23 protein-coding genes are annotated in these 22463 nt (G+C 65.9%); 8 read left to right on the top strand and 15 right to left on the bottom strand.

Annotated features, from left to right (window positions below):
- Positions 1-226: 226 nt before the first annotated feature.
- Together thrS and yidD are read right to left on the bottom strand one after the other, a co-directional pair.
- Complete coding sequence (gene thrS, locus IE243_RS02400; RefSeq protein WP_191317714.1) at positions 227-2254, bottom strand: threonine--tRNA ligase; 2028 nt, start codon at positions 2252-2254, stop codon at positions 227-229.
- Between the two features lie 267 nt (positions 2255-2521).
- A complete protein-coding gene (gene yidD / locus IE243_RS02395; RefSeq protein ID WP_191317924.1) occupies positions 2522-2917 on the bottom strand; it encodes a membrane protein insertion efficiency factor YidD in 396 nt (131 codons plus the stop codon).
- A 300-nt stretch (positions 2918-3217) separates the two neighbouring features.
- Between yidD and IE243_RS02390 the strand changes: the two genes are divergently transcribed.
- A complete protein-coding gene (locus IE243_RS02390; protein WP_191317713.1) occupies positions 3218-4081 on the top strand; it encodes a MipA/OmpV family protein in 864 nt (287 codons plus the stop codon).
- 227 nt (positions 4082-4308) lie between these two features.
- Here the strand turns inward: IE243_RS02390 and IE243_RS02385 are convergent, their stop codons facing one another.
- Complete coding sequence (locus IE243_RS02385; protein ID WP_191317712.1) at positions 4309-4740, bottom strand: iron-sulfur cluster assembly scaffold protein; 432 nt, start codon at positions 4738-4740, stop codon at positions 4309-4311.
- A gap of 442 nt (positions 4741-5182) precedes the next feature.
- On the opposite strand from IE243_RS02385, the gene folE reads away from it, so the two are divergent.
- The 3 genes from folE to IE243_RS02370 all read left to right on the top strand — a co-directional run bounded on the left by folE (position 5183) and on the right by IE243_RS02370 (position 8016).
- Positions 5183-5833, top strand: a complete 651-nt coding sequence (gene folE / locus IE243_RS02380; protein WP_191317711.1) for a GTP cyclohydrolase I FolE — start codon at positions 5183-5185, stop codon at positions 5831-5833.
- 165 nt (positions 5834-5998) lie between these two features.
- Positions 5999-6424, top strand: a complete 426-nt coding sequence (hisI, locus tag IE243_RS02375; RefSeq protein ID WP_191317710.1) for a phosphoribosyl-AMP cyclohydrolase — start codon at positions 5999-6001, stop codon at positions 6422-6424.
- 449 nt (positions 6425-6873) lie between these two features.
- Complete coding sequence (locus tag IE243_RS02370; protein ID WP_191317709.1) at positions 6874-8016, top strand: patatin-like phospholipase family protein; 1143 nt, start codon at positions 6874-6876, stop codon at positions 8014-8016.
- Between the two features lie 138 nt (positions 8017-8154).
- Here IE243_RS02370 and IE243_RS02365 read toward each other — a convergent pair whose 3' ends face one another.
- A complete protein-coding gene (locus IE243_RS02365) occupies positions 8155-8586 on the bottom strand; it encodes a CBS domain-containing protein (protein ID WP_191317708.1) in 432 nt (143 codons plus the stop codon).
- Positions 8587-8713: 127 nt separating this feature from the next.
- Complete coding sequence (locus IE243_RS02360; protein ID WP_191317707.1) at positions 8714-9562, bottom strand: rhomboid family intramembrane serine protease; 849 nt, start codon at positions 9560-9562, stop codon at positions 8714-8716.
- Positions 9563-10048: 486 nt separating this feature from the next.
- Between IE243_RS02360 and IE243_RS02355 the strand changes: the two genes are divergently transcribed.
- Positions 10049-10681, top strand: coding sequence for a transglutaminase-like cysteine peptidase (locus IE243_RS02355; protein ID WP_191317706.1), 633 nt, complete (start codon positions 10049-10051; stop codon positions 10679-10681).
- Between the two features lie 78 nt (positions 10682-10759).
- Here the strand turns inward: IE243_RS02355 and IE243_RS02350 are convergent, their stop codons facing one another.
- Positions 10760-11287, bottom strand: a complete 528-nt coding sequence (locus IE243_RS02350; protein ID WP_191317705.1) for a gamma carbonic anhydrase family protein — start codon at positions 11285-11287, stop codon at positions 10760-10762.
- Positions 11288-11435: 148 nt separating this feature from the next.
- Here IE243_RS02350 and IE243_RS02345 point away from each other — a divergent pair, with 148 nt between their 5' ends.
- On the top strand, positions 11436-11594 hold the full coding sequence (locus tag IE243_RS02345) for a hypothetical protein (RefSeq protein ID WP_191317704.1): 159 nt from the start codon (positions 11436-11438) through the stop codon (positions 11592-11594).
- A gap of 547 nt (positions 11595-12141) precedes the next feature.
- On the opposite strand, the gene IE243_RS02340 is transcribed toward IE243_RS02345, so the two are convergent.
- Positions 12142-12657 carry a DUF2306 domain-containing protein gene (locus IE243_RS02340; RefSeq protein ID WP_191317703.1) on the bottom strand — a complete coding sequence of 172 codons (516 nt, stop codon included), beginning with the start codon at positions 12655-12657 and terminating at the stop codon, positions 12142-12144.
- Positions 12658-12757: 100 nt separating this feature from the next.
- On the opposite strand from IE243_RS02340, the gene IE243_RS02335 reads away from it, so the two are divergent.
- Positions 12758-13606, top strand: a complete 849-nt coding sequence (locus tag IE243_RS02335; protein WP_191317702.1) for a LytTR family DNA-binding domain-containing protein — start codon at positions 12758-12760, stop codon at positions 13604-13606.
- Positions 13607-13927: 321 nt separating this feature from the next.
- Here IE243_RS02335 and IE243_RS02330 read toward each other — a convergent pair whose 3' ends face one another.
- Positions 13928-14143, bottom strand: coding sequence for a DUF3126 family protein (locus tag IE243_RS02330; protein WP_132002650.1), 216 nt, complete (start codon positions 14141-14143; stop codon positions 13928-13930).
- Positions 14144-14478: 335 nt separating this feature from the next.
- The gene (cysE, locus tag IE243_RS02325) at positions 14479-15327 is read right to left on the bottom strand and encodes a serine O-acetyltransferase (protein ID WP_244642636.1); all 849 of its coding nucleotides are present in this window, start codon (positions 15325-15327) and stop codon (positions 14479-14481) included.
- A 129-nt stretch (positions 15328-15456) separates the two neighbouring features.
- Here cysE and IE243_RS02320 point away from each other — a divergent pair, with 129 nt between their 5' ends.
- Positions 15457-16275 carry an enoyl-CoA hydratase gene (locus IE243_RS02320; RefSeq protein ID WP_191317701.1) on the top strand — a complete coding sequence of 273 codons (819 nt, stop codon included), beginning with the start codon at positions 15457-15459 and terminating at the stop codon, positions 16273-16275.
- A gap of 19 nt (positions 16276-16294) precedes the next feature.
- Here IE243_RS02320 and IE243_RS02315 read toward each other — a convergent pair whose 3' ends face one another.
- The 6 genes from IE243_RS02315 to IE243_RS02290 form a co-directional block, all read right to left on the bottom strand.
- Positions 16295-16681 (bottom strand): glyoxalase superfamily protein, encoded by a 387-nt coding sequence (locus IE243_RS02315; RefSeq protein WP_191317700.1) that lies wholly within the window; start codon positions 16679-16681, stop codon positions 16295-16297.
- Positions 16682-16844: 163 nt separating this feature from the next.
- On the bottom strand, positions 16845-17297 hold the full coding sequence (locus tag IE243_RS02310; protein ID WP_244642729.1) for a GNAT family N-acetyltransferase: 453 nt from the start codon (positions 17295-17297) through the stop codon (positions 16845-16847).
- Between the two features lie 289 nt (positions 17298-17586).
- Positions 17587-19416: a single-stranded-DNA-specific exonuclease RecJ gene (gene recJ / locus IE243_RS02305; protein WP_191317698.1), complete on the bottom strand. Its 1830-nt coding sequence runs from the start codon at positions 19414-19416 to the stop codon at positions 17587-17589.
- A 30-nt stretch (positions 19417-19446) separates the two neighbouring features.
- Positions 19447-19896 (bottom strand): GNAT family N-acetyltransferase, encoded by a 450-nt coding sequence (locus tag IE243_RS02300; RefSeq protein WP_191317697.1) that lies wholly within the window; start codon positions 19894-19896, stop codon positions 19447-19449.
- Positions 19897-20007: 111 nt separating this feature from the next.
- Positions 20008-21009, bottom strand: a complete 1002-nt coding sequence (gene glpX, locus IE243_RS02295) for a class II fructose-bisphosphatase (RefSeq protein WP_191317696.1) — start codon at positions 21007-21009, stop codon at positions 20008-20010.
- Positions 21010-21072: 63 nt separating this feature from the next.
- Positions 21073-22398 (bottom strand): homoserine dehydrogenase, encoded by a 1326-nt coding sequence (locus IE243_RS02290; protein ID WP_191317695.1) that lies wholly within the window; start codon positions 22396-22398, stop codon positions 21073-21075.
- Between the last annotated feature and the right edge of the window lie 65 nt (positions 22399-22463).

Raw genomic sequence — 22463 nt, 5'->3', positions numbered from 1 at the left:
CCGCTTCGCGCTCCCCGCCAGCCGGCCGTCAGCGAGGCGTGAGGGTCCGCCCGGGCGGGAGCAGGCTGAAACGAAACGGCCTGACGCCTCAGGAGCGGGTCTGCATGAGACACAACTCCAGCGGGCGGGCAGGCTTTCGCGAACCGCCCCCTGTCCAGCACTCAAAAAAGCAACAGCCCCGGAGCTTCTGGCTCCGGGGCCGTCCCGTCTTACGTCGCCAGGCCGCTCAGAGCTGGCCAGCGACCACGCGCTTGCCATCCAGCTCCACCGCCGCGCCATCGGCCACGGCGTCGGGCGCCCGCAAGCGCTTCTGATCCGGCGGCAGCGCTTCGAGCTGCAGCATGGCCAACGCCTGGTCCAGCCCCATGGAGCGCTGCTCCTGCGAGCCCAGCCGGCGGATCGACACGGTGCGCTCCGCCGCTTCCTTTTTGCCCACCACCAGCAATACCGGCGCCTTGGCCAGCGAATGTTCGCGAACCTTGTAGGTGATCTTCTCGTTGCGCAGGTCGACGCCAACGCGCAGGCCAGCCCGTTTCGCCGCTTCAGCCACTTCGCGGGCGTAGGCGTCGCCGTCCTGGGTGATGGTCAACACCTTGACCTGCTCCGGCGCCAGCCAAAGCGGGAAATGGCCGGCGAAATGCTCGATCAGAATGCCGGTGAAGCGCTCGATGGAGCCGCAAATGGCGCGATGGACCATCACCGGCGTTTTCTTCTGGCCGTCGGCGTCGATGTAGAACGCGCCAAAACGCTCCGGCAGGTTGAAGTCCACCTGAGTGGTGCCGCACTGCCAGTCACGGCCGATGGCGTCGCGCAGCACGTACTCGAACTTCGGCCCGTAGAACGCGCCCTCGCCCTCGTTGACCGCCGTCTGGATGCGACCGCCGGACTGCGCCTCGATCTGCTTCAGCACCCGGCCCATCACCGCTTCAGCGTGATCCCACAGGGCGTCGGAGCCAACGCGCTTTTCCGGACGGGTCGACAGCTTCACCACGATCTTGTCGAAGCCGAAGTCAGAATAGGTCGAGAGGATCAGGTCGTTGATCTTCAGGCACTCTTCCGCCAGCTGGTCCTCGGTGCAGAACACGTGGGCATCGTCCTGGGTGAAGCCGCGCACGCGCATCAGGCCGTGCATGGCGCCCGAAGCCTCATAGCGGTGCACGACGCCGAACTCGGCCATGCGCAGCGGCAGGTCGCGATACGACTTCAGACCGTGCTTGAAGATCTGCACGTGCCCGGGGCAGTTCATCGGCTTCAGCACGAACCAGCGCTTGTCCTCGGCCTCGTCGCCAGCCGACTGGGCCGCGAACATGTTCTCGCGGTACCAGTCCCAGTGGCCGGAAGTCTCCCACAGGCTTTTGTCGAGGATCTGCGGCGCGTTCACCTCGTCATAGTCGCCGGCAAGACGGCGGCGCATGTAAGAGATGATTCCCTGGAACAGCGTCCAGCCCTTCGGATGCCAGAAAACGGTGCCCGGCCCTTCCTCCTGGAAGTGGAACAGGTCCATCTCGCGACCCAGGCGGCGGTGGTCGCGCTTCTCGGCCTCCTCAAGCTGCTTCAGGTAGAGATCGAGGTCTTCCTGCTTCGCGAAGGCTGTGGCGTAGATGCGGGTCAGCATCGGATTGTTGCTATCGCCGCGCCAGTAAGCGCCCGCCACCTTCATCAGTTTGAAGGCGTTGCCGATCTTGCCCGTGGAGGTCATGTGAGGGCCACGGCACAGGTCAAGCCATTCGCCCTGGCGATAGATGCGCAGATCGTCGCCCACCGGAATGGCGTCGATCAGCTCCACCTTGTAGTTTTCGCCCTTCGCCGCGAAGAATGCCTTCGCCTGCTCGCGCGTCCACACTTCCTTGGTGAACGCCGCGTCGCGGGCGATGATCTCGCGCATCTTCTTTTCGATGGCCGGAAAATCCTCGAGACTGAACGGCTCGTCACGGGCGAAGTCGTAATAGAAGCCGTTTTCGATGACCGGCCCGATGGTGACCTGGGTTTCCGGCCACAGGCTCTGCACCGCCTCCGCCAGCACGTGGGCGGCGTCGTGGCGGATCAGCTCCAGGGCGCGCGGATCATCCCGGTTGACGAATTCGATCCTGGCGTCGCGGGTGATCGGGTCGGCCAGATCGGCGAGCACGCCGTCCAGCGCCATGGCCACGGTGCGCTTCGCCAGCGAGGGGGAAATGCCCTTCGCGATCTCGAAACCGGAAATGCCCTCAGGAAACTGGCGCGCGGCGCCATCGGGAAAGGTAACGTTGATCATCGTATCCTCGGCTCACTCCTGCGAACTGGGCAGGTAAGCGGTTGGCGCAATGGCGGCGAAAGCGGCGGCCGCAGTCTCCGGCATTGCCAAAGGTGAATGACGGGGCGGGCGCGGGCGCCCCTCCGCCAGCGTCATGACGGCGCGCCGCAATCAGCGGCTGCCTGGCGCGCATGCGCGCCACGACGTCCGCCAGCATTTACTCCGCATGCGCCTGGCAGGCAATCTGCCGGGGCCATTCCGCTGCTTTCACCGAACGCGCGCGGCGATTCAGTCACAGCGAAAATCCGGCCGCGCCCTTTCTCCCGCATCCTGCCCCGCGTCCGACCGATCCCGGCTTGCGCGATCCTGAACGCCGCGCCAGCGGCCGTAACGCCATGGCGCCCACCAGCGGGCGCGCGCCGGTCGTTGCAAAGGCGGGAAATCAAGGCCGTGCGTTCCCCAGGGATGGCAACGACAGATGCGGGCAAGCCCCATCCAACCGCCAGCCCACAGGCCAAACCGGCCGATACTCTCTGACGTATAGGCCGAGCATGACGGCAAATGGCGGCACTGACGGCCAATCAGTCCCGACAGCGTCAGCTGATAAACGCGGATCAGCGCCATGCCGGCGAACGCAGGCACGCGCCGGAAACTGGAATATAGATGTGAACGGCCCGTCGTCATCATCCGCCGATATGAGGTCCGGGAAGCCGGAACGCCAGCCCCGATGCGCGCGCGCAGCCGGCGCGGGGCCTGATGCGACCGGTTCGCCATGGACCCGGCTGGCGGCCGGCCGGCCTGCGACATATCCCCAGCCCTGGTCTGTTTGCCCCGATGCCGCCACATTGCCGCCCCAGACCGGATGCTGGCGGTTCCGTTAGCTTGACGTTAACCTTACCTCCGATTCAGGCTGGCGCTTGCGGCCTGTTAAGAATCTTTTTCGTATACTGAGCGCCAAACGCAGCAACGAAAGCATCCAGAGCCGTGCCAAGCCGCCTGTCCAAATTCTCCGCCGCCCTCGCCGCTGTTGTGATCCCAGCCGTTTTCGCCGGAGGCGTTCAGGCCCAGTCCGCCAATTATGGCGAACGTTCGGACATCATGTTCAACAACACGCCGGTGTCATCCGACCAGTGGATCGTGACGGTCAAAGGCACCATTGGCGTTTCGCCGGCCTGGCCCGGCTCCGATCGCATGACGTTCTTCGGCTACCCCTCCATTGGCTATCGTCATGTGGGCGAGCGGCCGCGGTTCACCTCGCCGGACGACAGCGCCAGCCTCGCCCTCTACGACACGTCCTGGTTGCGTGCGGGCGTCGTGGCGGGTTACGGCGCCGGCCGGTATTCCGGCTCCGAGCGTCGCCTGTGGGGCATTCATGATGCTGGCTGGTCGGTGCAGCCTGGCGTCTTCCTCGACCTTTGGCCGACGGAATTCCTGCGGGCCCGCATCGAGGCGCGTTACGCCGTGGGCAACGTGCACGGCTTCGTCGGATCGGTCGGCCTCGACTTCGTCAAGAGCTTCGACCGGCTGACCCTGGCGGTCGGTCCGCGCCTGAAGTGGGGCAGCGACCGCTACAACGACAATGTGTTCGGCGTCCGCTTCGAGGACGCCCTCAGGACCGCCGGCTTCGTCACGCCTTACAAGGCCAAGGGCGGCGTTAACTCCCTGGGCTTCGTCGCCTCGGCCTCCTACACCTGGTCTGACGAGCTGACCACCACCGTGTTCGGCGGTTATGACCGCCTCATGAGCGACGCCGGCGACAGCCCGATCGTTCAGCGCGTGGGCTCGCGCAACCAGTACACGGCCGGCGTCAGCGCCGCTTACTCGTTCAACATGCGCGCGCTCTGGTGAACCGGCGCGCCCGCGCGGATCAAAAGAAGAGGCAGCCCACAGGCTGCCTTTTTTCATGCCGCTCCTCCTGCGGGCGGACGTCTCATCCGTCAGAAAACGCATTGAACGTGCAGGGAACATCCAGGTTCGGCGTGAGCGGCGGCGGCTCGGGCATCTCCGGCGTCTCTACCTGCCGCGCAAGTGGCGACGGATCATCCGCGCGCTATCCTGAAGCCTGAAGCCGGAGTTCAGGCTTTCGCCAGCGCCTGCTTCAGGGCGGCGAGCGTCGCATCAAAGGTCAGCAGGGTCGAGGCATGGCGGTTCCGGTAAGCGCGGATCGGCTCCAGCAGGGCGCACTCGGCCCACTTCCCCTCCGGCGGCGCGCCATCCGCGTCCAGCATGCGCCACACGCGTTCACGCACCTCCTCAAGTTCGGCCAGATCGGCGCCAATGACATGGCCCGCCATGATCGCCGAGGACGCCTGCCCCAGCGCACAGGCTTTCACGTCGTGGGCGAAGTCCACGATGCGGCCATCCGCCACACGAACATCGACGGTGACCCGCGAGCCGCACAGGCGGGCATGCGCCTCCGCCGTGCCGTCTGGCGCCGGGAGCCGGCCAATGCGCGGGATATTGGCGGCCAGGGTCAGGATGCGCCGGTTGTACACATCATCCAGCATGACGCATCCTTAACAACACAACCTGCGGAAACATTTCCTGTGCTCTCCATGGGAACCGGAGACGTCCAGCCCATTACATAGGCGCAATGCCGGCATGGGCAAAGCCCCCCGCCACAAGGCCGGCGCGGGCGCCCGCGCGCCGCCGCTGGCCTGGTCCTCGCGCTGGCGCCACATGGTGCTGCATGCAACAATCGCCGGGGAACGGGAATTCAGGGCTAGGATCAACGGCCTCCTCTCCTATATAGAAAGGGTCGGCTGATCCAGGCATGGCTCTGCTGGCTTGCCGGAGCCGACCTTCCGGATCACCGCGATGACGACTGGCCTTTGTGTTGAGACGGCGTCGCATGCGGCCGGTCGCATGACGACTGGCGCGCTGTTTGCGTTCACGCGCCAGCGGCGTCTTGAAGAGTGGAATGTAATGATCGACAGCGGGAGGCCCCACATGGATGGTGTGGTTAAGTCCTTGTCCGCGCGGTTGGCCCCGGCCAACGCCGACAAGCAGGTTATTGGGCCCGATCCTGAGCGCCCGACGCGGGAAGAGGCCGAGGCGGCGGTGCGTACGCTCATCGCCTGGGCGGGCGACAATCCGGATCGCGAGGGATTGGTGGACACGCCCCGGCGGGTCGTGAAAGCCTATGAAGAGCTCTATGGCGGCTACCGGCAGGATCCGGACGCCCAGCTGGACCGGGTTTTCGCGGAAGTCGGCGGCTATGACGACATGGTCCTGCTTCGCGACATCCAGTTTTTCTCGCATTGCGAGCATCACATGGTGCCATTCACGGGCCGGGTTCACATCGCCTATTATCCCAATGGCGGCGTCGTTGGCCTGTCCAAGCTGGCCCGGGTGGTCGATATCTTCGCCAACCGCCTGCAGACCCAGGAAACCATGACGGCGCAGATCCTCGACACGATCGACGCGCGCCTGCGTCCGCGCGGCGCGGCGGTGATGGTTGAGGCGGCGCATATGTGCATGTCGATGCGCGGCATCCAGAAGCAGGGCTCCATGACGATCACCTCGCGCTTCAGCGGCGTGTTCCGTGAGGATCCCGCCGAGCAGGCCCGCTTCATGACCCTGGTCCGCGCCGGGGCCTGATGACCGGAAACTGGCGGCGTCATATCCGTCGCCAGCAGCCTGGCGTCCCACAGTTCCATCTGCCCTGACCGCAGCAGCGCCTGCTTCAACCAGGCGCTTCCTGGCGGGGAGTCTCCGTTTCGGCCAGCCCCTCACGCAACAGCCGCCACCACCGGGAGTAGAGCCATGTGCGACCACCACGGCGCGTTCCCCGCGCGCGGCGCCACCCACGATGTTGAAGAAGGCGCCCGGCTGACGCCGGCGTTCGACGCCAATGGACTGGTCACCTGCGTCGCCACCCATGCGGATACGGGCGATGTGCTGATGGTGGCGCACATGAACGCCGAAGCCCTGCAGAAGACCATCGAGACTGGCGAAGGCTGGTTCTGGTCGCGGTCGCGTCAGACCTTGTGGCGCAAGGGCGATACCTCCGGCCAGGTGCTGCGCATCGCCGAGATGCGCGTTGACTGCGATCAGGACGCGGTGTGGATCCGGGTGCGGGTCGGCGGCGACGGCGGCTGCTGCCACACTGGCCGGACCAGTTGCTTTTACCGGGCCGTCGAAACCGGCGACGGCGCGCGCGCCGACCAGACCCTGCGGTTCGTGGAATAACGCCAGGCCCGGGTTTCGTGCAGGCCCGGGTTTCGTGACAGCCGCCTCCCGGATCAGCCGCGCGTCGCGTGGCGCGCCCGTTTGAACGCGCCGCCATTCCGGCGCGCCACGGTCGCGCGTCCGGCGCGGCACTGCTTCATGTGGAAGCGCTGTTTCGCCCTATCACTTTGAATTAACGTATGTTCTTCACACAAAGCAACGTCCGCCCCGCTCGAAAGCGCTCTGGCGTGCATGCACTGGAAATCGCCGCATTCCATACGCATGTAACATTTCGTCAGTCATATTGATTTCCATGCCGGCTTCAAAAGGCCGACGATTGGCGGGCGTCGCCGCCAGCACCTGAGGGGCTGAAGCTCCGGCCAGCCGGGGGAGCGTTCACGCAGGAACGTCACGTCCCCCATTCGGATATGTTGTCGACAGGCCGCATGCGGTCATCAACGGGTACCAGCATGTTTGATGCAAGAACATTCATGCATTTCCGCCGCAGCGGCGCCACCGGCGGCGCCCAGGAGGAGACGGCCGCCGCCTCGCCCGGGGATGAGGCTCTCGTAGAGCCCAGCGCCCCCGCCACGCCGCCGCCCCCGGCCGAACAGCCGGAAGCCAACCAAACGCCGCCGCCACGACGCGGTCCCCGCAATCCGCCCCATCCACGACGCCCGGCCCGGCTTGGCCTGGCGCTTGGCGGAGGCGCGGCGCGCGGCTGGGCGCATATTGGCGCCCTGCGCGTACTGGAGAAGGCCGGCTTCGCGCCCGACGTGGTGGTCGGCACCTCCATTGGCGCGGTGGTCGGCGGCTGCTTCGCCACCGGCTCCCTCGATATCCTGGAAGAGTTTGCGACCTCGCTCACCCGCCGCCGCGTCATGGGCCTCATGGACTTTTCCATGGGCGGCTCCGGCCTGATCAGCGGCAACCGGTTGCGCCAGTTGCTGGAGCAGGATATCGGCCGCCTGCGCATGGAAGACCTGCCGGCCCGCTTCGCCACCGTGGCGACGGAACTGGGCAGCGGTCACGAGGTCTGGCTGACGCGCGGGCCGGTGGTGGACGCAATGCGCGCCTCCTACGCCCTGCCAGGCATTTTTGATCCCGTCTGTATTGGCGGACGCTGGCTGATGGACGGCGCGCTGGTCAATCCGATTCCCGTCACCGTGGCCAGGGCTCTTGGCGCTGAATTTGTGCTGGCCATCAACCTGAATGGCGATCTGCGCTCCAACCGGGCCAGCACCATTCCCTCCCACGGACCGCTTGAGGAAGACGTGGCCGGCGCCGCGCCGGAAGAGGCAACCGAAAAGCACGGCGGCATTCTCGGCGCCCTCGGCGCGGCGCGGCGCATCGGTCGCTTCGCCCGCCGTCCGGATGGCGCTCCTGGCATCGGCACGGTGATGATGGACGCCTTCAACATCACCCAGGACCGCATCTCGCGCTCACGGCTGGCCGGCGATCCGCCCAACCTGATGGTCAGTCCGCGCCTTGGCCAAATTGGCCTTTTCGACTTCCACCGGGCGACGGAAGCCATGCAGCTGGGGGCCGAAGCAGCGGAGCGTTGCCTGCCGGAGCTGGAAGAGATGCTGGAGTTGGCGGACATCTCCGGCTGAGGCGCCGCATCAGGCGGCAAACCGGTTCCGGCGTGCGGCCGGGCCAGACGTCGGTCGCCCCAAAAACCCACGAAACGCTCAAGCCCGGCGCGCCCAAGCCACGCGCGGCGAGCCGCCCGCTGGCGCGCCGCCGCTCCCTCACGCCGTGGCGATGTACTCGCGCAGGGCCTGGTGTTCGCTCTCGATTTCAGCCAGCCGGAACTTCACCACGTCGCCAATTGAAATGACGCCGAGGACCCTGCCGTTCTCCACCACGGGCACATGGCGGAACTTGCTGGCCGTCATCAGGGCCATGAGTTCATTGACCGCGGCGGTCGTCGTGCAACTGGTGACGTCGCGGGTCATGTGAAACCGCACGTCGTCCCGGAGCACGTCCGGTCCACGCCTGGAGATCGCCCGCACCACGTCGCGTTCGGACAGGATGCCCACAAGGGCGCGCGCCGCATCAAGGACCAGCACGGCGCCAATGCCCTGCCCGGCCATCAGATCTGCAGCGTCGCGCAGGGACGCTTCCGGTTCGATCGATGTGACGTTCCGGCCCTTGTCGGCCAGAATGCGCGCAACTGTCATGGTCGCTCTCCCTCCGCCCGCTCCCCGTTTTGCCCCCGTCCGTCGGCGGGCCTCCGCCCATTGCAGGCGATCTTCCGTTGCCCGGACCCCGGCGACAAATAGTGTCCGCAACCCGTCCGCATTGCAATCAGTCTGTATCGCGCATCCATTCAGAAGCGCTTGATCCGGCCGGATGGGGATCGAAGAAACCAAACAGCAACAGGCCCGTGAGGAAACCGCCAATATGGGCCTGCCACGCCACGATGGATTCGCTGACGCCCAGCGGCCGCGCCAGCACGCCAAACAGGATGTTGGTGATGAACCACGCCCCGGCGAACATCATGGCGCGCCGGTTCCGGAAGGTGTCGGCCAGGCTGTCGGCGCGCGCCAGGTGAACGCTGGCGGGACCTCCGAACAGGCCGCCGCGGACGTTGAAGGCGAAACGCACCGCCGCCCCCATGCAGCCTGAGATCGCGCCAGAGGCGCCAATCATCGGAATCACCTCCATCGGGCCGGAGAGGTAGTGCGCGACGGCGCCGCCAACAGCGCAGATGAAGAAGAAGAGAGTAAACCGCACCGCCCCGAACCGGCTGGCCAGCGGCGCGCCAAAAGCCAGCAGCCACACCGAATTGAGGATCACATGCGTCCATGAGCCATGCAGGAAGGCATGGGTCACAAGACTCCACGGCGCCAGCGAGCCGCTGGCGACGATCAGCCGCCCCAACGCCAGTTGCCCGCTGACAGCGTCGGGCGGCGCGCCCTGGACGCTCGCCAGCAGGCGCTGCATGAAATCCGCCGGCTGCAACCACCAGGTCACCCGCGCCGGCACGAATGCAAGCTGATACAGCCAGATGAAATCATCCGTCACCAGCTCGCGAAATCCATGCACAAGCAGGAAAACGCCGATCAGCGCGGCCACGACGGCCGGCACGTTGAAAATCGGCTCGCGACCGGATCGCTGGGGATTGGGCTGACGCCATTCGGAGTGATTGCTCATGGCGCGACCATGAGGCGCCGCCCGTGATTCATGCAAGCAGTCAAAACGCCATTTTCCCACACGCAGCGCCCCCTCAAGCCGCCTCCAATGAGCCCCCCTTGTCGAGGTTGGCGAACCAGGACGGCGCAAGGCGTTTCCTCCGGGGAAATGCTCAAGGCTGACTGGCGCTGCGCCCATCGCCGATGCGCCGGCGTCCGCATGATCTGGCGTCAGCTGCATTCCCGGATGCGCGCTGTCTCAAGGCCCTGCCGTCGCCGGGAAAATCCCGCAACGCAGGCCAGCCCCGCCCGCCTCCCCCGTCAGTCGCCTGGCGTCATCCGGGCGCCCCGCTTCAGCGCTTTGGACACCCCTGTCGCAGACATCCTCCGGAACCGGACGACGACGGTTGCGTTTACCATTTGTTTAGGTTTGCCGCCCCGACGCCTTGCGTCAGCGGGGGGCGCGTGAAATCGTTACTGAAACGTTAACAGCCCCTGGGGTTATGTCGTGTCTTTCCGGTCTGGTCTCATCATCGCCGCTGCGATCGTCGCCTTCAGCACCCAGGCCTTTGCCCAGGATCTGAAGACGGCCGGTCTGCCCGCCGACATGAGTCTGGCTCAGGCACCGGTGCTGCAAACCACGCTTTCCCCCATGGGCTGGGTGGATTTTTGCCAGCGTTACGCTGGGGAATGCGACAGTGATGTCCGCACCCCGACGCACGTCAAACTGTCACGCAAGAGCTGGCGCGACCTCGCAACCGTCAACGCCCATTTCAATCGTTCGGTGGCTCCTGTCACCGACATGGAGCACTGGGGCGTGGAGGAGCGCTGGGACTACCCGAGCGATGGCAAGGGCGATTGCGAGGATTATGTGCTGGCCAAGCGCCGCATGCTGATCGACATGGGCTATCCCCGCCAGGCGCTGCTGGTAACGGTGGTGCGCGACAATCTGGGCGAGGGACACGCCGTGCTGATGGTCACCACCGATCGCGGCGACCTGGTGCTCGACAACCGCCGCCAGGACATCCTGTCATGGACGCGCACCGGCTACGCCTACATCAAGCGCCAGTCCGCCGTCAGCCAGAACATCTGGGTGTCGTTGGGCGCCCCGCAAGCTCCCGTGGCCACCGCATCGCGATAATTGTTTCAGAACTCACTCCGCAAGAAGAAAAGCCAGCCCGTTCGGCTGGCTTTTCATTTCCATGGGCCGCGCCGCCGCTCACAGTTCCTGCAAGGTCTGGGCGAAGCGCTTCCAGTTCTCGACGTAGTGGCGGGCGCTGAAGCGCAACCGGGCCACCTCTTCGTCCCGAAGCGGCCGCACCACCTTTGCCGGCGAGCCAAGAATGAGGCAGTTGTCAGGAAACTCCTTGCCCTCCGGCACCAGGGAATTGGCCCCGACCAGGCAACCCGAGCCAATTCTGGCGCGGTTGAGCACCGTCGCGCCCATGCCGATCAGCGAACCGGCGCCAATCGTGCAGCCGTGCAGAATGGCGCTGTGCCCAATGGTGCATTCCTCGGCGATGGTAATCGGCGCGCCAGGATCAGTGTGCATCATGCACAGCTCCTGGATATTGCTGCGCGGACCGATGTCGATCAGTTCGTTGTCGCCACGGATAACCGTTCCAAACCAGACGCCCACATCCTCGCCAAGACGGACGTTGCCGATCACGTGCGCCGATGGCGCAACCCAGAACGCGCCCGGCTGGGGCAATTGGGGACGAACGTCCCCGAGCGCATATACAGACATGGCTTCCTCCAAAGTCACGGGACGTTGAGCCAAGCTCATGGCGCCGTCAAGAACATTCGGACCCCATTGATATTACGCCTTCCCGAATCAATACTTTAAGAATACATTTATAGTGCGACTGTTTAATTTGACTATCGGAGTGCAATCCATGCATGAGAAGCAAATACGCAGCAACCGTTTATCTGGAAAAGCGCCGGATTATCTCATCAATCCCCAACAACAGGGGGAGATCGCCAGCGGTGCGTTTCTCATTCTGTTCTTTGTCGCTTCGATCGTTTCCGTCATTGTCAGCACCCTCGTCCGGTAACGCCCAACGTCGAATCGCGCCAGTCCGGTTCAGGACTGAACGCGTTTGAGACATGGGCCGGGAGCAGCGCGCGCAGGGGCGAAGCCGGTTTCTCAGGGCCGTACTTTTTGTCCGGTTAGACCTGCAAAAATGCGAGTCTCGCAACGAGGGGCGTCCGGCCGGACAGCAGGCCTGCCTCCTGGCGCAATGGATCACCGTCCGGCGTCCAAGCCGCCGGCCGGAACCTTGTGACGCCAAACGGCCGCAGACCGCCGCCAACTGATGGTCTGTGACCGGGGCCGGGACAATATCTCATCCAGAATGGACGGATTATTTCTTCCATGAACAGGTGGCGTCCCGCCAGTTTCCAGCTATACATGATCTGAAACGCCAGGGCTTGATCTCCCTCTGGTTGGATCGCCTGCCGCAAATCCACCCAGGCGCCCCCCAGCTGACGCCGGACGAACCTCACCAATATCGGGCGAAAATATTGGGCGAGGATAGTCGGGCGGAGCGGGATCGGGCGACGGCCTGCCCCCGGTTGGGCGCGCTGCCCCGGACCAGACGGTCAATCTTCCCGCACGGCGCTCCGCGGGGCTCCGCGCCCCGCCCAAAACGCCATGGCCAGTCCCGTCGCCAGAGCGGCGAGAATGAGACCGGCCAGCGTCGCTGCAACTGGCTTTGGCGCGCCGCTGAACAACACGTCATGCATGATCCGGCCCGGAAGCAGGGTGAAGAACCCGGTGATAACCAGCGCGCCCATGTACAGCCCCAGCATGATCCGGCGGTGGGCGCTGTGGCGACGGATTCGGGCCATGCGCACGCCCCAGGCAAGCGACGCCAGTGTGAGCAGCGACAGCAGGTGGATCGGGCTCCACGGCCCCCACATCCGCACCTCGTGGATAAAGAACGATGAGCCGGCGACGACGATCATAAGCCCGCCCCAGACGCGGCCAGCGATCCGGTGCGGCGCGTCGCCCTTGCGGCGCAACAGGATGGCGCCGCCAAGCAGCAGGGCTGCGATGGCGGCGGCGACATGAATCTGGATGGCGAACGAAGCGTTGAGCAGCGGCGACAGGTGCATGATGGTCTCCCGGGCGACCGTTGGAGGCCGCTTTGGAAACCGGTGTGCTGAAGATTAGAATGGCCGCCAACGTCCCTTGCGTGAACTGGCGGAAAACTTCGTGAACGACAGCGCCCTGCAATCCACGAAGCGTGAAATGCAGCGGCTGCTGGTTTCGCGCCCGTTCTGGTTGGCCACGGTGGCGGCGGCGCTTTTGCTGGGCCTCACCGGGCCATTCGGAACCTATCACGCGCTCTCTTTACCGTTGCGGCTGACGTACTGGGCGCTCGTTGGCGTCGCGACCTACCTCGCTGGCTACGGGCTCGTGAGTCTGCTGGCCAATCTGCACGGGCGTGGGCGGACGCGACATCCACTATTCTGGGCCGCTTACGGGGCGATCGCCGGCCTGCCGGTCGCGCTGATCGTCTGGGCGCTCAACGCCGCCCTGTTTGGCCGCGCCGCAGCGCCAGCCCTGCCAGAACTCACCGGCCTGACCATGGCTGTGTCCGCCATTGTCTCCGTTGTTGTCGCCCTGTCTGAACGTCAGATCGGCGCGGCGGCGGCGAAGCAACTGTCATCACAGCAGCCCGCGTCCATGGAAAACCAGGACGTCGCCACGCCGCCAGCCGAAAACGGGCGCGCCGACCCGACCCGTCAGCGGCCGAAAATTCTCGACCGGCTGCCGCCCGAACAGCGCGGTCGGCTGAGTCACATGTCAATGCAGGATCACTATGTCGACGTGCGCACCGATCTGGGCGGCGCGCTGGTGCTGATGCGGTTTTCCGACGCCATTGCTGAAACCGCCGGGGTCGACGGCCTGCAGATACACCGCTCGCACTGGATCGCCCGGGCGATGGCGGAGGGCCCCGCGCGCATCAACGGCAAACCGGCGGTGCGGATGCTTGACGGCTCCGTCCTGCCGGTCAGCCGCAGCTATATTGATGTGGCGCGGGCGGCGGGGTTGGCCTGAGCCTGCAGCGGCTCGCCCGCCAGAGCAAAATCCGTTCATGCAGAACCGGAATTCCGCCCGGTCTTTTTATGAATTGATGCTGCCCTTCACGCGAAGCGGCGTCCGCTTCGCTGGAAAACACTGCTGGTATCTTTCCAGTCTGGCGGAAATCACTTCGCGCCAGGATCACTTCGCGCCAGGATCACTTCGCGCCGGCATCACTTCGCGTCAGACGCGCCGCATGCAAGGGCGGCGCACCTTCCGCCCCCTGCTCCTGGTTCCTGGTGGCTCCTGCGCCAGGAAAAGCGCCGCGCCGCCAGCCGTCCTTGCGCGAGCCGCCGCTTACTCATCCTCAAGATCGGTGTCGAGGATCGCCATCTGGAAGCTGTAGCTCCGGTCGCCATCCTCATCATCGAGGAACAGTACGCCGACAAATTCCTCGCCAACGAAAACCTCGGCGGAGTCCTTCTTTCGCGGACGGGCGGTCACACGAATGGCGGCGTTGCCGAACGTCCTGCGCAGGTAACGCTCGACCTTGGCGATTTCGGTTTTATCCAACGGGGTTCTCCATGGCGTATTCGCAGTGATCCGGAACCGTTGACGCTCCGGACCGAAGGAGGCGCATCCAAGGAGGCGCTCCAGGGCGTCTGACATACACCCGCGCGCCCCGCCGCAACACCCCATCTGTCGTCATCGGCGCATTTTCAGCGGCGCAGCGCCCGCCATCAGCCGGAACATCCTGATGGAACAGGGAAATGGCGCCAACGTCGCCTGCAGCCGTTCCCCTGTCGACAAATGGGGATGAATCCGGGTCCGCCAGCAGGATCAGCAGTCGGGCCAGGGACATCCAGCTTCAGGCCTGCCTCTCGCCGTTCCATGACGCCGGGGCGGCGTCAGATGGTGTAGTCAGTCGCCCAGTCAGCCAGAATCTGGTCCATGCTGCGCGCCGGCTCGGCGCAGCCCGCCGGCCCCACCACCTTGGCCGGCACGCCGGCCACGGTCATGTTGCGCGGCACCGCATGCAGCACCACCGAGCCGGCGGCGATGCGGGCGCACTGTCCCACCTCGATATTGCCAAGCACCTTGGCGCCGGCCCCCAGCAGCACGCCGGCGCGAATTTTCGGATGCCGGTCGCCGCGTTCCTTGCCGGTGCCGCCGAGCGTCACATCCTGCAGGATCGAGACGTTATCCTCGATCACCGCAGTCTGTCCCACCACCAGGCCGGTGGCGTGATCAAGGAACACGCCCTTGCCGATAACGGCGCCGGGATTGATGTCGGTCTGGAAAACTTCGGACGAGCGACTCTGCAACATCAGGGCGAAGTCCTTCCGCCCCTTGTCCCACAGCCAGTGCGCCAGACGGTGTGTCTGGATGGCGTGAAAACCCTTGAAGTACAGCACGGGCTCGATGAACCGCACGGCGGCCGGATCACGGTCAATCACCGCCGCCAGGTCAGCGCGGATGGACTGGGCGATGGTCGGATCGGAGTCCAGCGCCATGGCGTAGGCGCGCACGATGGCCTCCTCGCCAAGCAGCCGGTGACCGAGGCGCGAGGCGACCCGGTGAACAATCGCCATTTCCAGAGAAGCATGGTCCAGAACCGTGGCGCAGATCAGCGGCTCCATGTCCGGCTCACGCGCAACGGCCGCCTCGGCCTCGTTGCGGATATGGGTCCACACCGGATCAAGCGGCGTGATCTTGTCCAGGGCCCTGCTATCATCGCGCATCGTCGCAAGCGCCATCTGACTGACTCCCGTCTGGCGAATATCCCTGAAGCCAAATCCTCTAACGGACCGGGCTCAGGGGGTGGGCAGCTTTAGCACGGAATGATAGCAGAACGGCAAAAATCCGCACTGGCCCCGGAACAGACAATGAAATCTTTCTCCTCGAAATCATTCTCTTGCCCCACGCCCCGTCTGATCGCAGAAGCTGCGGACGGCGTCGGCGTCATCAGCATCAACAATCCAGAAAAGCGTAATGCGCTCGATCTGGCCATGTGGCGCGCCCTGCCCCAGCTCATCGCCGCCATGGCGGCCGACGACGCGGTGCGGGTCATCGTGCTGCGCGGCGTCGGCGACAGCCCGTTCGCATCCGGCGCTGACATCAGCGAATTCCGCACGTTGCGCGCCAGCGCCGCCGGCGGCAAGGCCTATGAGGACTCAAACGAGGAGGCATTCGCCGCAATCGCCGCCTGCCCGGTTCCGGTGATCGCCATGATGCGTGGCTTCTGCATGGGCGGCGGCGTCGGCATCGCCGCCGCTTGCGACCTGCGCGTGGCGGCGGAAGGCACGGTGTTCGGCGTGCCGGCGGCCCGTCTCGGCGTTGGCTATCCGCCCCAGGCGATGCGGCTTGTGGTCGCCGCGTTCGGCGACGCCGTCGCGCGCGACCTGTTCTTCACCGCCCGCCGCCTTGACGCCGCCGAAGCCAAGGCCCTCGGCGCCCTGCACCGCCTGTGGGCCGACGCCGATCTGGAGGCGGAAACCATGGCCATGGCCCGCGCCATCGCGGGCAACGCGCCTCTGGCCATGCGCTCGGCCAAGGCGTCGATCGCCGCCGCCAGCGGCTTGCCTGGCTCAGTGTCAGAGGCTGAACTGCTGGCGCTCGCCGGCGCCTGCTTCGACAGCGAGGACTACGCCGAAGGCCGCGACGCCTTCCTGGAAAAGCGCCAGCCGCAGTTCCGGGGACGCTGAAGCGCCGCGGGGGAGATCCCTACGTCGCCTCACAGGCGACGAACGATAGCGCGTTGCCATCCAGATCGACGACATGCACGTCCGTTCCGCCCCACGGATGGCGTGTCGGCGACTGGACGATGTGCGCGCCACGCTCTACCAGCTCCGCGTGCAGCGCCTGGACATCCGCCACTTCTATGGTTGCAAGGATCAGCGACAGCTCACGGGCGGCGAGTTCGGCGAAATTGGGCGCATGGACAAATCGCAGGTGAAGGCAGACGCTATCGCGCGAAACCGAGCCGTAGAACGGCGGCGCGCCGTGCAGAAAGTCTGTCCTGAAGCCGAGGCGATCTTCAAAATAGCGCGCGCTCGCCGGTACGTCCCTGACGTGAAGTATCGGCGTCACCGATTTCAGCACCTGCGCCATGATCTGATCCCTTCCTGCGCCTGCATGCGTCACAGGTCGTCAAGGTGATCCCGGACTGCCCGGCTGTCTGGTCCTGGCATGTGACAGAGCCGATCAAGCATGCGTCGCAAGGGCGCGTCCCCAAAATGCAGATGCATCGGCTGGAGTGACGAGACCGCGCCTGTCATGCCGGAAGCAGAGCGCCGACATCATTCCAGCCATACGCCACTTCGACCAGCGCGCCGCCAGCGCATGGCTCCTCGCGCTCAAGAAGCGTGACGCCGCCAAGCCGTTCGTAAAACCCCCGCGCCCGCAGATTCCGGGTCAGCGTCCAAAGCGCCATGGCCCTGAAGCCATCGCGCTGCAGTCGCATTGCGAGCGTCTGGATGATGGCGCGCCCTGCGCCCAGCCCGTGAAAAGCAGGCAAAACATACAGCGTGCCGATTTCCCCGTCATAACCCATGCGCTGAAGCTGGAGGCTACGTTGAGGGCAACAAGTCCCAAGACCGACAATACGGCCTTCACAAACCGCCACCTGAAGGGACAGCCCCCGCGTTTCTCGTGATTCTGCAAGCACTCGCCTCCAACCGGAACCAGACAATTCAACGGTGATCCGCTCCAGCTCTTCAGCCGGCATCATGCTCCGAAAAGTCTCGCGATATGCCTGAACGTGCACCTCCGCCACGTGCTGGACATCGTCCGGCACAGCGGCGCGGACACGCCAGTCTCTCCCATCAGACATGCGTGGCGACCCCCGCGAAATGAGAACTTCCTGAGTGGAGCATTGCCTGGAGAAGCCATGCAGGGCGCAGAAAACCAGAACGGTCATTTGCAGACATGGCGATCACGCAGCCACCGCGCATACGCCGCGCCCGTACGGGGCGGGTATGGTTTCCGCCCACATGGAGTTATCGCCCCAGGCTGTTTCAACCTTCGCGCACGGGCGCCAGATCGACCAGCCGCAGTTCGGCCTGGTCGCGGCCGCCCCAGCTGTTGATGGTCAGTGAGCCGGCGACGTGGACCTGCTGGCCTTCATGGGCGAGCAGTGCGTCGCCCAGCGGCTGGCCTGCGGCGCGAAACGCAACCCCGCCAATCTGGGCGCCGTCGCCAGCCTTCAGCCGGTAGCGCAAATGCGCCGCGCCCACCGGCTTCACCTCCACGAGCCGGTGACGCGGCAAGGCGAAGGTCGGCTCGGGATTACCAGAACCATAGGGCCCCGCCCGCTCCAGCATGGCGACCAGATCAGGTTGCGCCCCGCCAGCGGCCAGCGAACCGTCCAGCAGCAATTCGGCGGCGTGGGCGCCAACGTCCTGGTCGGCCAACCCCATTTCAAGGAAGGCGTGAAATTCCGCCAGTCGCCCTGGCGCCAGGGTGACGCCGGCCGCCATGGCGTGGCCGCCGCCCTTCACCGCCACGCCGCTATCCACCGCCCGGCGCACCAGCCAGCCGAGATCGACGCCCGGCACCGAACGGCCTGAGCCGGTGGCCACCCCATCCTCACGCACGGCGAAAGCAAACGCCGGCCTGGCGAAGCGCTCCTTCAGCCGCGAGGCAATGAGGCCGACGACGCCCGGATGCCACTCCGCCGATGCCAGCGCCAGGGCGCCCTGATCCGGATTGGTCGTCAGCTGCCGGTCAGCTTCCGCCGCCGCTTCCTCCACCGCCAGTTGCTCGATCGCCTGGCGCTGACGGTTCAGTTCATCCAGCTCCATGGCGATGCGGGCCGCCTCAGTTGCATCGCCGGTCATCATCAGCCGCGCCCCAAGCGCCGCGTCGCCAATGCGGCCGCCGGCGTTGATGCGCGGCCCCACCAGAAATCCCATGTGCCAGGCGGCTGGCGGCCCCTTCAGATTGGCAACGTCCAGCAGCGCCGTCAGGCCTGGCCGGCGGCGCTGGCGCATCAATTGCAACCCCTGGCGCACGAAGGCGCGATTGAGGCCAACCAGCGGCGCCACGTCCGCCACCGTCGCCAGCGCCACCAGATCGAGCCCGGCGAGCAGGTCCGGGCCCTGGCGGCCCTGCCAGTAGCCTGCCTCACGCAAAATCCGGTTCACCGCCACGAGGGTCAGCATCACCACGCCGGCGGCGCAGAGATAGCCGAGGCCAGAGAGGTCATCCTGACGGTTGGGATTCACCAGCGCCAGCGTATGCGGCAGTGTTTCCGGCGCCTGGTGATGGTCGAGCACCACCACGTCGAAACCGACGCGGCGCGCTGTTTCAAACGCCTCATGGCTGGCCGTGCCGCAATCCACCGTCACCAGCAGGCTGGCGCCTTCGCTGCGCAGAAATGCGATGGCCTGGCTGTTGGGGCCATAACCTTCCGTGATGCGGTCGGGAATATGCACGGCGTAAGGAACGCCGCAGAACGCCAGGAAATCGCCCAGCAAGGCGGAGGAGCAGGCGCCGTCCACGTCATAGTCGCCAAAGATGGCGACGCGCTCGCGTTTGCGAACGGCTTCCGCGATGCGGGCCGCCGCCGTGTCCATGTCCCGCAACACCGATGGGTCCGGCATCAGATCGCGCAGCTTCGGCTCCAGAAAGCCGGCGGCGTCGGCAAGCTGGACATTGCGGCCGGCCAGCACCCGCGACAGGGCGTCCGGCAGCCCATGGGCCTGCGCCAGGGCCAGGGCCAGCGACTCGCCCTGCCCGACGCAACGGCTGCGCCATGTCCGCCCCAGCGCCGAGCGTCGCACGCCCAGAACGACCGCATCTGAATCTTCACGCCTGGCGCTGGCGGGATCGCCGCTGCCCATCATGCACACTTCCCATGCGCGCCCTGCTTCCGATCAGGGCGCAATCGTTTTCCGGTACTGGATAAAGCCAGCGTTCTCCGCCACCGCATCATACAACTGGCGCGCCGTGGCGTTGCTTTCGTGCGTCAGCCAGTAAACCCGCGTCGCGCCCGCCGCCCGCGCCGCAGCGTAAACGGCCTCGATCAGCGCCCGGCCGGCGCCGCGCCCCCTGGCTTCCGGCGCGGTGAACAGGTCCTCCAGATAGCAATAGCTGGAGGCGGTCCATGTCGCCCGGTGAAACACGTAGTTGACGATGCCCAATATCTCGCCGCCGGCTTCAGCCACCAGGCAGTGCACCGGCTCGGCGGCGTCGAGCAGCCGCCGCCACGTCAGATCCGTCACCTCGTCCGGCAGCGTGGTCTGGTAGAACGCCAGGTATCCGGCCCACAGGGCGCGCCAGCGGGCTTCGTCGCGAGCAGCCACAGGTCTTGTACGAATCTGCATGTAGCGCCTCCGTTTTGCCCGACAGCATGCTGTCCGCCCCGCCTGAATCAACCTGGCCTGAATCAAAAGGGGCGCCGCAGCGCCCCTTTCCCGTTCCGGCGACGCCGGATCTCAGGCTTCCATGTGGAACTTGCTGAGATCGCGATGCTCGGCGGTGATGCGACGCACGGTGCCGGTGATCGAGCGGTAGACGATGGTCTCGGTCTCGATCACGTCCTTGCCGAAGCGCACGCCCTTCAGCAGCGCGCCGTCGGTGACGCCGGTGGCGGCCACGATCACGTCGCCGCTGGCCAGGTCCTTCATGTCGTAGATGCGCTCGGGATCGGTCACGCCCATGCCACGGGCGCGCTCGCGCTTCTCCTCGGTGTCGAGGATCAGGCGACCCTGCATCTGGCCGCCAATGCAGCGCAGGGCGCCGGCGGCGAGCACGCCCTCAGGCGCGGCGCCAATGCCCATGTAGATGTCGATGCCGGTCTCTTCCGGGTTGGCGGTGTAGATGATGCCAGCCACGTCGCCGTCCGAGATCAAACGCACGGCGGCGCCGGTGCTGCGGATCGCGGCGATCAGGTCGGCGTGGCGCGGACGGTCCAGAACCAGGGCGGTGATTTCGGACGGCTCAACGCCCTTGGCCCTGGCCAGGTTGCGGATGTTGTCCTCGGGCTTCGCATCGATGTGCACGACGCCCTGCGGGTAACCAGGGCCGATGGCGATTTTCTGCATGTAGACGTCAGGGGCCGCCAGCAGCGTGCCGCCTTCGGCCATGGCCATCACGGCGATCGAGCCGGGCATGTCCTTGGCGCACAGGGTGGTGCCTTCCAGCGGGTCAACGGCGATGTCGACCTTCGGGCCGTTGGTGTTGCCGACATGCTCGCCGATGAACAGCATCGGCGCCTCGTCGCGCTCGCCCTCGCCGATCACCACCGTGCCGTCGATCGGCAGGCGGTTCAGTTCCCGGCGCATGGCGTCGACGGCGGCCTGGTCGGCCGCCTTTTCATTACCGTGACCGCGCAGGCGGGCGGCGGCGACAGCGGCGCGCTCGGTGACGCGCACCAGCTCCAGGGTGAGGATGCGCTCGATCAGTTTGCCCTGCGGGACGGTAATGTCGCTGCTCATGTCGTGATCTTCCCTGTCTCGTCTCGTGCGGCCGGCGCCTTGCGGAAAGGCGTCCGGGGCCGCTCAGTTGCGCTCGATGCGGATGACCTGGGGCGAGGAGCCGACGAAGCCGTCGGCGACCGCCTTCTGGAGCGCGCCGCGCACGGCGTCCTCCGTCGTATCATAAGTGATGAGGATGACGGGAACCTTGGCGCCCGAACGTCCGGTTGGATCGCGCTCCGCCGCCTTTGGCGAACGGCGCTGCACGATTGATTCCAGCGAGATGCCGGCCTCAGCCATGCGCGACACCACCGAAGCGGCGGCGCCTGGCTTGTCCAGCAGGTTGACGCGCACGTAATAGCCGCCCGGGTGATCCTTCACCGGCGCCCGCTCCATGTGCTGCAGATCGCCAGCCGGCGCGGCGAACACCGGGCCGCGACTGCCGGCCTGGGCGATGTCGACGATATCGGCGATGACCGAGGATGCGGTGGCGTTGCCGCCGGCGCCCGGGCCAACAAGGGTCAGCTCGCCCACAGCGCTGGCGTCGATGTTCACGGCGTTGGTGACGCCCATGACCCGCGCCAGCGGCTGGGTTTTCTCAACCATGGTCGGGCAGACGCGCTGCTCGACGCCATCGGCCGTGCGAACGGCCACGCCCAGCAGCTTGATGCGATAGCCGAGGCGGTTGGCCATGCGGATATCAATCTGCTTGATGGAGCGGATGCCTTCCACCCGCACGGCCTCGGCGTCGATGCGCCCGCCGAACGCGAGGCTGGCGAGGATCGCCAGCTTGTGGGCCGTGTCATGCCCGTCCACGTCGAACGTGGGATCGGCTTCGGCGTAACCGAGCTTCTGTGCTTCGGCCAGGCACTTCTCAAACGACAGGTTGTCCTGCTCCATCCGGCTCAGGATGTAGTTGCAGGTGCCGTTCAGAATGCCGGCGATCTGGGTGATCTCATTGCCGACCAGCGATTCGCGCACGGTCTTGATCACCGGAATGCCGCCCGCGACCGCGGCTTCAAAAGCCAGCGCCGCGCCAGCGCGCTCGGCCTCCACGGCCAGATCCATGCCATGGGCGGCCAACAACGCCTTGTTGGCGGTGACCACGTGCACGCCGCGCGCCAGGGCGGCCTCCACCGTCGCCTTCGCCGGCCCATCAGAGCCGCCGATGAGCTCGACGACGCAATCGACCTCAGCCTCGCGCGCCAGCCTCACCGGATCGTCGAACCATGTGTATCCGGACAGGTCGACGCCGCGATCGCGCGTGCGGTCCCGCGCCGAAACCGCCACCACGTCAATGGGGCGCCCCGCGACGAGCGCCAGCGCCGCGCGACGCTGCGCCAGCAGTTGAAGCAACGACGCGCCGACGGTGCCGAGGCCCGCGACGCCAATCCTGAGAGGAGTTTTCATAATGGTGCGGATCGCATGGCCTCGCGCATCCTGTCAATCGACAGAACGCCTCGCCGTCGCCGTTG

Source organism: Camelimonas fluminis, from assembly GCF_014656355.1.
Lineage (GTDB): Bacteria > Pseudomonadota > Alphaproteobacteria > Rhizobiales > Beijerinckiaceae > Camelimonas > Camelimonas fluminis.
This window is presented reverse-complemented; position numbering and strand designations above follow the sequence as displayed.